Origin of the sequence: Hydrogenophaga sp. H7, from assembly GCF_002025745.1 — a bacterium.
Taxonomy (GTDB): Bacteria; Pseudomonadota; Gammaproteobacteria; order Burkholderiales; family Burkholderiaceae_C; genus Hydrogenophaga; species Hydrogenophaga pseudoflava.
The window spans coordinates 562930-571932 of sequence record NZ_MCIC01000001.1; the positions used below are offsets into that span (position 1 = coordinate 562930).

The window sequence follows — 9003 nt, forward strand, 5'->3', positions numbered from 1 at the left end:
CCAAAGAAAAAGCCCGCTGATCAGCGGGCTTTTTCTGTGGGGCAGATCCGATCTTGATTGATCAGGTCGGCACTTTCTTGAGCATCTCCAGGCCAACCTTGCCTTCGGCGATCTCGCGCAGGGCGGTCACGCCCGGCTTGTTCTTGCTTTCGATTTTCGGTGCATGACCCTGGCTGAGCATGCGGGCACGGTAGGTGGCCGCCAGCACCAGCTGAAAGCGGTTGGGGATCTTTTCCAGACAGTCTTCGACGGTGATGCGTGCCATGAGCGGGCCTCGGTAGGAAAGCGGGGTATCAGGAGATGTTGAGCGCCTGGAAGGTGTCGCTGCGGGCGATGCGCTGGGCGGTAAATCGCAGGCGCTGCGCGTGGACGATGGCCTTGAGGTCGAACAAGGCGCGCTCAAACAACTCGTTGATTATAACGAAATCGAATTCCTTGGCGTGCGCCATCTCGTGGGCGGCGTTCTTGAGGCGCACCTCGATCACGTCGGCACTGTCCTCGGCGCGCCGCTCCAGGCGCGAGCGCAGTTCTTCCCAGCTGGGCGGCAGGATGAAGACCAGCACGGCGTTCGGAAAGATGCGCTTGACCTGGATGGCTCCCTGGAAGTCGATCTCCAGCACCACGTCGGCTCCCTGGGCCATGCGCTGCTCGATCGCGTGCTTGGAGGTGCCGTAGCGATTGCCATGCACATGCGCCCACTCCAGGAACGCATCCTGAGCGACCATCTGGTCGAAGGTTTCGTGGCTGACGAAGTAGTACTCCCGGCCATGCACCTCCTGGCCACGTGGCGCCCGGGTGGTGTGCGAAATGGACGGCGAGACGCGCTGGTCCAGTTCCATCAGGGCCTTGACCAGGCTGGATTTGCCGGCCCCGCTGGGGGCCGCAACGACAAACAGGTTTCCCGGGTATTGCATCAGTTCATTCCAGGTTCTGGACCTGTTCACGCATTTGTTCGATCAGCACCTTCATGTCCACCGAAATGCGGGTGAGTTCGAGGCTGGAGGACTTGGAGCCGAGGGTGTTGGCTTCGCGGTGCAGTTCCTGGATCAGGAAATCCAGGCGTTTGCCCACGTCGCCGCCCTTCTTGATGAGCCGCTCGATCTCCACCAGGTGGGAGTCCAGCCGGGTCAGTTCTTCGGCGACGTCGATTCGGATGGCGAAGGCGGTGGCCTCGGCCAGGGCGCGCTCCTGCACGGCGTCGGTGGACAGGTTTGGCGTGCCGGCCGCGTTGCCCGCACCGAGCGCCTCGTTCCAGCGGTCGATGAAGCGCTGGCGCTGCTGGGCCACCAGTTCAGGGATCAGCGGTTGGGCTTCGCGGGCGAGCTGGCGCAATTGCTTCAGGCGGTCCAGCAGCATGTCGGCCAGCCGTTTGCCTTCGCGTTCGCGCGCACCCACAAAGCTGTCCAGCACGGTCTGGGCGAGGGTGAGCAGGTGGTCGTGCAGACCGCTGGGCAGTGCCTGCTGGCGGGAGGTCAGCTGGATGAGTTCGGCGACCGACAGCGGGGTGGCTTTGGGGTGCCAGGCGACGATGCTGTCCTGCAGACCGACCAGACGCTGCAGCTCGGCGGGTGAGGGGGTGCGCAGCCCGCTTTCCGTGCGACCTTCGATCCAGGCGCGGACCTCGACCTTGCCGCGTTTGAGGCGTGCGCCGAGCAGTTCCCGCAGTGCGGGCTCAGTGCCGCGCAGCTCGTCGGACATCTTGAAGGCCAGATCCAAGAAGCGGCTGTTGACCGATCGAATCTCCATGCCCAGCACGGGCATGGCCTCCCGGCCGGTCTCGTCCGCAGGCCCGTTGTACTGGGCCGTGGCATAGCCGGTCATGCTGTAAACTGCCATGAGACTGGGTCCGATCCGGTTGAATGGTCCACAACGAGGCGTTCCGGACTCCTCCCGAATTATGTCAAAGGTCAAACCAGCTTCCTTGCCACCGGACACGGTGATCGGTGGTTACCGGATCGTTCGCAAGCTGGCTGCGGGCGGTTTTGGCGTCGTTTACCTGGCTGTCGACACCGAAGGTCAGCAGGTGGCCGTCAAGGAATACCTGCCGTCGTCGCTGGCCTCCCGGGCTCCGGGCGAACTGTTGCCGCAGGTCCAGCCCGAAAAGCTGTCGCTGTACCGCCTGGGCCTCAAGAGCTTCTTCGAGGAAGGCCGCGCGCTGGCCCAGATCTCCCACCAGTCGGTGGTGAGCGTGCTGAATTTCTTCCGCGAGAACGAGACCGTGTACATGGTCATGAACTACCTGGAGGGCTCGTCCCTGCAGGAGTTCATCATCACCGCACGCGAGCTGAAAAAGCAGAAGGTGTTCCGCGAGTCCACCATCCGTTCGCTCTACGACGAGGTGCTGCGCGGCCTGCGGATCGTGCACCAGCACAAGATGCTGCACCTGGACATCAAGCCGGCCAACATATTCATCACCGACGACAACCGGGCGGTGCTGATCGATTTCGGCGCCGCGCGCGAGGTGCTGAGCAAGGAAGGCAACTTCATCCGCCCGATGTACACGCCCGGCTTTGCCGCGCCCGAGATGTACCGCCGCGATTCGAGCATGGGGCCGTGGACCGACATCTACGCCATCGGCGCCTGCATCTATGCCAGCATGCAGGGCTATCCGCCCAACGACGCGCCGCAGCGGCTGGAGAAAGACCGCCTGTCGCTGGCGTTGTCCCGTCTGCGCGGTGTGTACTCCGACAACCTGATCGAGGTGGTCGAATGGTGCATGTCGCTCGATCCGCTGTCCCGCCCGCAATCGGTGTTCGCCCTGCAGAAGGAGCTCAGCCGTGAGACCGAACGCAGCTACACCAAGCTGACGGTGGCAGAGAAGATGCGCCTGCAGTTCGACAACATTGTCTCGGACAACAAGAAGTCGACCCGCAAGACCACCGCTGGCGGAACCAAGTTCAAATGAAGTTCTCGGTCTACCAGATCAGCCGTCAGGGCGGTCGGGAGCGCAACGAAGACCGGATGGGCTACGCCTACACGCGTGAGTCCGGCCTGTTCGTGCTGGCCGACGGCATGGGTGGGCATCCTGAAGGCGCCATGGCCGCCCAGCTGGCTCTGCAGACGCTGTCGGCCTACTTCCAGAAGGCCGCCAACCCGACGGTCAAGGAAGTGCCAGAGTTTCTCTCCAGCGCACTGATGGCGGCGCACCACCAGATCATCCGCTACGCCGCCGAAAAAGGCATGCTGGACACGCCGCGCACCACGCTGGTGGCGGCGGTGATGGAGCGCGGCTCCATGCACTGGGTGCACTGCGGCGACTCGCGTCTCTACCTGATCCGCAACGGCGAGTTGCTCACACGTACGCGCGACCACTCCTATATGGAGCAGCAGGCGCACCTGGGGCGTGCCACTTCGCACATCAACCGCAACATCCTGTTCACCTGTCTGGGGTCGCCGGCCAAGCCGGTGTTCGATCTCTCCGGGCCGGTGCAACTGCAGCAGGGCGACCGCGTGCTGCTGTGCTCCGACGGGCTCTGGGGCACGGTCAAGGACTTCGAGATCGCCTCCGAAATGGCGTCGCAGCCGCTGGAGCAGGCGGTGCCCGAGCTGGTCGAGATGGCGCTCAAGCGCGGCGGCCCGCGCTGCGACAACGTGACGGTGCTGGCGATGGAGTGGGAGACGCCGGACGAGTACCAGACCACGCGCATTTCCACCGAAGAGATCGAAGAGGGTGTCTTTGCGTCCACCATCCAGTCCGGTGTGCCCGATCCCACGATCGAGGACATGGACGACGAGGCGATCGAGCGTTCGATTGCCGAGATCAATGAAGCGATCCGGCGCACCGCCGAACGCAATTCCTGAGGTTTTCCCATGAGCATTTCCAGCCGGCCCGGTCAGCGGGCCAACGATTCGTTGCGCCCGGTGCGCATCACCCGCGGCTACACCATGCATGCCGAAGGCTCGGTGCTGATCGAATTCGGCCACACCAAGGTGCTGTGCACCGCGTCGGTGGAGGAGAAGGTGCCACCGCACAAGAAGGGCAGCGGCGAGGGCTGGGTGACGGCCGAGTACGGCATGCTGCCGCGCGCCACCCACACCCGCAGCAGCCGTGAGGCCGCCAAGGGCAAGCAGAGCGGGCGCACGCAGGAGATCCAGCGCCTGATCGGTCGCTCGCTGCGTGCGGTGTTCGACCTCAAGGCCCTGGGCGAGCGCACGATCTCGCTGGACTGCGACGTGCTGCAGGCCGATGGCGGCACACGCACCGCGAGCATCACCGGTGCGTTTGTCGCGGCCCAGGATGCGGTCAACAAGCTGATCGCCGAAGGCAAGCTGGGTGCTTCGCCGATCAAGGACCACGTGGCTGCGATTTCGGTCGGCATCCTGGACGGCCAGCCGCTGCTGGACCTGGAGTACGTCGAAGACTCGGCCTGCGACACCGACATGAACGTGGTGATGACCGGTGCCGGCCACTACGTGGAGGTGCAGGGCACGGCCGAAGGCGCTGCCTTCACACGCAAGGAAATGGACGCGCTGCTGGCGCTGGCCGACAAGGGCATCGGTGAGCTGATCGTGGCGCAGAAGAAGTCGCTCGGCGAATGAGACTGGTCCTCGCCTCCAACAACAAGGGCAAGCTGGCCGAGCTGCAGGCCCTGTTCGCGCCGCTGGGCGTGGAACTGGTGCGCCAGGCCGATCTGGGCATTCCCGAGGCGCCCGAGCCGCACAGGACCTTCATCGAGAACGCGCTGGCCAAGGCGCGCCACGCGTCGCAGGTGAGCGGCCTGCCGGCCCTGGCCGACGACGCGGGCCTGTGCGTCGAGGCCTTTGGCGGCCTGCCGGGCGTGGACACGGCCTTCTACGCCACGCAGTTCGGTTACGAGAAGGGCGACGACAACAACGTGCGGGCGCTGCTGGAGCAGATGCGGGGCATCACCGACCGCCGCGCCGCGCTGGTGAGCACGCTGGTGGCGCTGCGCAGCGCCGACGACCCGGAGCCGCTGGTGGCCACGGGCCGTGCGGCGGGACTGATCACGCAGGAGCCCATCGGCGACCAGGGCTTCGGCTTCGACCCCGTATTGCTGCTGCCCCCGTTCGGCAAGACCTTTGCCCAGCTGCCCGCCGAGGTGAAGAACGCCAACAGCCACCGTGGAAAAGCCGCGCAACAGATGCTGGCGCTGATGCGCGAGCGCTGGTTCCCGCAAGCATGAACGAGACCCCGCACTGGAGCGACATCCGCCACTGGATGCGCCCCGGCACGCTGCAACTGCAGGGGCTGCCGCCGCTCTCGCTCTACATCCACCTGCCCTGGTGCCTGAAGAAGTGCCCGTACTGCGACTTCAACTCGCACGAATGGAGCGCGACCTCGGCACCGGGCCAGGCGCTGCCCGAGCAGCCGTACCTGGATGCGCTGCGGGCCGACCTGGAGGCCGCACTGCCGCTGATCTGGGGGCGTCCCATCCACAGCGTGTTCATCGGTGGTGGCACACCCAGCCTGTTCTCGCCCGAGGCGATCGACCGCCTGCTGGGCGACGTGCGGGCGCTGACGCGGCTGGACGCCGATGCCGAGATCACGCTCGAAGCCAACCCGGGCACCTTCGAGAAAGACCGCTTCAAGGCCTTCCGCCAGGCGGGCGTGACGCGCCTGTCGATCGGTGTGCAGAGCTTCCACGACGCGCATCTGAAGGCCCTGGGCCGTGTGCACGACCGGGCGCAGGCGCTGGCGGCGGTGGATGAGGCGGCGGGCGCGTTCGAGACCTTCAACCTGGACATCATGTACGCGCTGCCCGGCCAGACCCTGTCGCAGTGCGAGACAGACATCCGCACCGCGCTCGGCTTCAACCCGCCGCACATCTCGATCTACCACCTGACCATCGAGCCCAACACGGTGTTCGCCAAATTCCCGCCGGTGGTGCCCGAGGACGACGACGCCTACGCGATGCTCGACCGCATCACCGAGCTGACGACCGCGGAGGGACTGGATCGCTACGAGGTGTCGGCCTATGCGCGGCGCGGCCACCGCTGCCGGCACAACCAGAACTACTGGCAGTTCGGCGACTACCTGGGCATCGGCGCGGGTGCCCACAGCAAGCTGAGTTTCGCGCACCGGGTGGTGCGACAGGTGCGGGCGCGCGAGCCGCGGCTGTACATGGACAAGGCCATGGCGGGCGACGCGGTGGTGGGCGTGGAGGAGGTCGCGCGGCGCGACCTGCCGTTCGAGTACATGCTCAACGCGCTGCGACTGCGCGAGGGCTTCAGCCTGACGGACTTCAGCGCCCGAACCGGTCTGCCGCTGTCCGCCATCGATGGCGCGCTGCGCGAAGGTCTGGCCAAGGGCTGGCTGGCGCAGGACGGTGTGTGGGTGGCGCCCACCACACGCGGTTTCGATTTCCTGAGCGACCTGCAGTCGCTGTTCCTGCCCGGCTGACGCAGGTTCAGCGGTAGCGCTGGCAGTACCCGGTGGGCCGGAAGTCGTGCAGGAACAAGGCCCCCCCCTCCAACGGGTAGGTTTGCAGGGGCGGGGACAGGCTGTTGAGCGCGTCCAGGAATGCCTGGTTGTTCGCGACGATCTGGTTGGTGGCCAGCACCCAGGTCCGGCCCGAGGCGGGGTCCTGGCAGATGCGCCGTACCGTGGAGCGGATGTTGTGGATCTCGTTGATGGTGGGCTGGTAGACGAACCGGGGCAGGTCGGCCAGCCCCGTGCGGGGGGCGTAGAAGCTGTAGGCGGGGTAGGTCCAACTGCCGAGCATGGCGTGGTCACCGGGCTGGCGGTGGTCGGCGATGAACTGCAAGGCGCCCCGGATGTCCTGGTAGTTGTGGGGGTGCCGGACGAAGTGCAGGCTCAGACGCAGGGGCATCCACAAGACGCCAGCGGCCAGGCCCGCCGCCAGCCAGGGGGCTGCCCGCCGAAGGGGCAGCTCGTGCAGCTGCTGCACCAGGGCCGCCAGAGCGAGGAACACGAACGGCACCAGAAACAGGATCAGGCGGGCGCGGAACGGGTACTGGTGGAGCGCGGAGGCTCCCAGCACCGCCATCAGCGTGACGGCGCCCATGGCGGCGGCCCGCACCCGCTGGAACGCCAGCGCCACGCTGCCCAGCACGGTCAGGGCCAGCAGCTCGTGCACCGGACCGCTGAACCAGCCGGGCAGCACCTCGCGGAACGCCGTGCCCATCTGCAGGAAGCCCAGGTACACCAGGCCCAGGGCCGCTTCCCGGAACCAGTGGAGGTCGGCCAGCGTGGTGGGGGGAATGGGGGCGAAGCTGGTGGCCCAGAAGCCGGCGAGGTAGGCGTTGTGCGGCACCGACCGGAGGGCCACGAGGTAGTCGGCCACGAAGCTGGTCAGCCAGACCAGGCCAACGGCATTCACCGCGAGCCAGGCCCTGAGATCCCGGCGCCGCGCCATCTCCAGCCAGAGCGCGAGCCCGCTGCCGGCGAGCACGAAGTCGATGGCGTGGGAGCACCAGATGCCGATCGCGCCCGCCAGCGCGAGCCAGAACGCATCCTCGCGGCAGTGGTCGGGCCTGAACCGCAGCGTCAGCCACAGGATGAGCAGGGTGCCGAGCACGTCGCCCTGGTACTGCTTGAACTCGGTGCTGTAGTACACCAGCACCGGCGAGACCGCCACCAGCCCCACCAGCGTGGCGCGGGCCACAAAGGAAGAGAAGCTCAGCCGGGCCACGGCCAGCGCCAGCGGCAGGGTGGCCAGGCCACTGAGCAGCGACACCAGGCGCAGCGTCCATTCGTGGGTGCCCAGCAGGACGGTGACCAGTTTCACCAGCACCAGATACCCCACCGGGGCCGCCTGGTTGTTGGCCAGCGGTTCAAAGACCAGTTGCGCAAAACCCCGGTCAACGAACGCCGTCGCCAGCAGGGTTTCGTCGTGCCAGAAGGAGCGGTTGAAGATGAACTGCTGCAGGCGCAGGGTGCTGCCCGCGGCAACGATCAGCCAGAGCCACAGGCCGTTCGAACGCAGCAGGTCCCGCACGGCGGGCAAACGGTGTGTGGTCGCTGGTGCGGTGGTGGCCATGGATCTCCCCCGATTCGTCTGGTGTCGGGGCCGATGCCCGCCGCGCCGGTGGCGGCGACGGCATGCTCCGCAGAGGCGGCACTATACGCACGCGAACTTAAGAGATCCTTGATTTTCTTAAGGAAAACCTGAATCTGGGGCGGCGGGCCATTTCGCTGTCGGCGGTGGTGACAAGATGCCACCACCGGGGATGGGTGGGGTGATGGGTAGAAAGTGAAAACGGGCCGCGAGGGCCCGTCTTTCTTGATGTCCTGGCGGAGACGGTGAGATTCGAACTCACGGACCCTTGCGGGTCGGCGGTTTTCAAGACCGCTGGATTAAACCACTCTCCCACGTCTCCGGAGTGGGCGGCATTGTAGCCGCCGGCGTGCTCAGTCCGTGGTGCCGGCCGGGGCCAGCATGCCGCGCTGTTCGATGAAGCGCACCACATCCTGCACGCCGTCCAGGGTCTTGAGGTTGGTCATCACCCAGGGCTTGCGCGCCGTGTCCGGCCGCATGCGCGCGGTGTCCTGCTTCATCACCTCCAGGTCGGCACCGACGTGCGGGGCCAGGTCGGTCTTGTTGATGACGAACAGGTCGCTCTTGGTGATGCCGGGGCCGCCCTTGCGCGGGATCTTCTCGCCCGCGGCCACGTCGATCACGTAGATGGTCAGGTCGCTCAGTTCGGGGCTGAAGGTGGCGGCCAGGTTGTCGCCGCCGGACTCCACGAACACGATGTCGGCGTCCGGGAACTCGCCGAGCATGCGGTCGATGGCTTCGAGGTTGATCGAACAGTCCTCGCGGATGGCGGTGTGCGGGCAGCCGCCGGTCTCCACGCCCATGATGCGTTCGGCCGGCAGCGCGCCGCTGACGGTCAGCAGGCGCTGGTCTTCCTTGGTGTAGATGTCGTTGGTGATGGCGACCAGGTCGTAGCGCTCGCGCATGGTCTTGCACAGCATTTCGAGCAGCGTGGTCTTGCCGGAGCCGACGGGGCCGCCGATGCCCACGCGCAGCGGGGGCAGGGTCTTGGTGCGGTGGGGGATGTGGTGCAGGGCGGTCATCG

General features: G+C 66.3%; 10 protein-coding genes and 1 tRNA gene. 5 read left to right on the forward strand and 6 right to left on the reverse strand.

The window, feature by feature from the left end:
- Nucleotides 1–61: 61 nt before the first annotated feature.
- The 3 genes from rpoZ to BC358_RS02765 are packed head-to-tail and all read right to left on the reverse strand — an operon-like array spanning nucleotide 62 to nucleotide 1836.
- Nucleotides 62–265: a DNA-directed RNA polymerase subunit omega gene (rpoZ, locus tag BC358_RS02755; RefSeq protein WP_066158523.1), complete on the reverse strand. Its 204-nt coding sequence runs from the start codon at nucleotides 263–265 to the stop codon at nucleotides 62–64.
- 28 nt (nucleotides 266–293) lie between these two features.
- Nucleotides 294–914: a guanylate kinase gene (gene gmk / locus BC358_RS02760; protein ID WP_079364554.1), complete on the reverse strand. Its 621-nt coding sequence runs from the start codon at nucleotides 912–914 to the stop codon at nucleotides 294–296.
- 4 nt (nucleotides 915–918) lie between these two features.
- Nucleotides 919–1836 carry a YicC/YloC family endoribonuclease gene (locus BC358_RS02765; RefSeq protein ID WP_079364555.1) on the reverse strand — a complete coding sequence of 306 codons (918 nt, stop codon included), beginning with the start codon at nucleotides 1834–1836 and terminating at the stop codon, nucleotides 919–921.
- Nucleotides 1837–1897: 61 nt separating this feature from the next.
- Between BC358_RS02765 and BC358_RS02770 the strand changes: the two genes are divergently transcribed.
- From BC358_RS02770 to hemW, 5 genes are read left to right on the forward strand one after another with little or no spacing between them, the layout of a single operon-like run.
- A complete protein-coding gene (locus BC358_RS02770; protein WP_066158518.1) occupies nucleotides 1898–2905 on the forward strand; it encodes a serine/threonine-protein kinase in 1008 nt (335 codons plus the stop codon).
- On the forward strand, nucleotides 2902–3801 hold the full coding sequence (locus BC358_RS02775) for a PP2C family serine/threonine-protein phosphatase (protein ID WP_079364556.1): 900 nt from the start codon (nucleotides 2902–2904) through the stop codon (nucleotides 3799–3801). The genes BC358_RS02770 and BC358_RS02775 overlap by 4 nt, the downstream gene beginning before the upstream one ends.
- A 9-nt stretch (nucleotides 3802–3810) precedes the next feature.
- Entirely contained in the window at nucleotides 3811–4539 is a 729-nt protein-coding gene (gene rph / locus BC358_RS02780; protein WP_079364557.1) for a ribonuclease PH, read from the forward strand.
- Entirely contained in the window at nucleotides 4536–5144 is a 609-nt protein-coding gene (rdgB, locus tag BC358_RS02785; RefSeq protein WP_079364558.1) for an RdgB/HAM1 family non-canonical purine NTP pyrophosphatase, read from the forward strand. Before rph ends, rdgB begins: the two co-directional genes overlap by 4 nt.
- The gene (gene hemW / locus BC358_RS02790) at nucleotides 5141–6361 is read left to right on the forward strand and encodes a radical SAM family heme chaperone HemW (RefSeq protein WP_079364559.1); all 1221 of its coding nucleotides are present in this window, start codon (nucleotides 5141–5143) and stop codon (nucleotides 6359–6361) included. Before rdgB ends, hemW begins: the two co-directional genes overlap by 4 nt.
- Before the next feature lie 7 nt (nucleotides 6362–6368).
- Here hemW and BC358_RS02795 read toward each other — a convergent pair whose 3' ends face one another.
- The 3 genes from BC358_RS02795 to ureG form a co-directional block, all read right to left on the reverse strand.
- Complete coding sequence (locus BC358_RS02795; protein ID WP_079364560.1) at nucleotides 6369–7961, reverse strand: glycosyltransferase family 39 protein; 1593 nt, start codon at nucleotides 7959–7961, stop codon at nucleotides 6369–6371.
- A 252-nt stretch (nucleotides 7962–8213) separates the two neighbouring features.
- Nucleotides 8214–8301: transfer RNA gene (locus BC358_RS02800), tRNA-Ser, on the reverse strand.
- Nucleotides 8302–8332: 31 nt separating this feature from the next.
- On the reverse strand, nucleotides 8333–9001 hold the full coding sequence (ureG, locus tag BC358_RS02805; protein WP_066158501.1) for an urease accessory protein UreG: 669 nt from the start codon (nucleotides 8999–9001) through the stop codon (nucleotides 8333–8335).
- Between the last annotated feature and the right edge of the window lie 2 nt (nucleotides 9002–9003).

Excerpts from the sequence above, each read along its gene's own strand:
- ureG (WP_066158501.1), bottom strand. The coding sequence starts at position 9,001 with ATGACCGCCCTGCACCACATCCCCCACCGCACCAAGACCCTGCCCCCG.
- BC358_RS02775 (WP_079364556.1), top strand. The coding sequence starts at position 2,902 with ATGAAGTTCTCGGTCTACCAGATCAGCCGTCAGGGCGGTCGGGAGCGC.
- hemW (WP_079364559.1), top strand. The coding sequence starts at position 5,141 with ATGAACGAGACCCCGCACTGGAGCGACATCCGCCACTGGATGCGCCCC.
- BC358_RS02770 (WP_066158518.1), top strand. The coding sequence starts at position 1,898 with ATGTCAAAGGTCAAACCAGCTTCCTTGCCACCGGACACGGTGATCGGT.
- rph (WP_079364557.1), top strand. The coding sequence starts at position 3,811 with ATGAGCATTTCCAGCCGGCCCGGTCAGCGGGCCAACGATTCGTTGCGC.
- BC358_RS02795 (WP_079364560.1), bottom strand. The coding sequence starts at position 7,961 with ATGGCCACCACCGCACCAGCGACCACACACCGTTTGCCCGCCGTGCGG.
- BC358_RS02765 (WP_079364555.1), bottom strand. The coding sequence starts at position 1,836 with ATGGCAGTTTACAGCATGACCGGCTATGCCACGGCCCAGTACAACGGG.
- rpoZ (WP_066158523.1), bottom strand. The coding sequence starts at position 265 with ATGGCACGCATCACCGTCGAAGACTGTCTGGAAAAGATCCCCAACCGC.
- gmk (WP_079364554.1), bottom strand. The coding sequence starts at position 914 with ATGCAATACCCGGGAAACCTGTTTGTCGTTGCGGCCCCCAGCGGGGCC.
- rdgB (WP_079364558.1), top strand. The coding sequence starts at position 4,536 with ATGAGACTGGTCCTCGCCTCCAACAACAAGGGCAAGCTGGCCGAGCTG.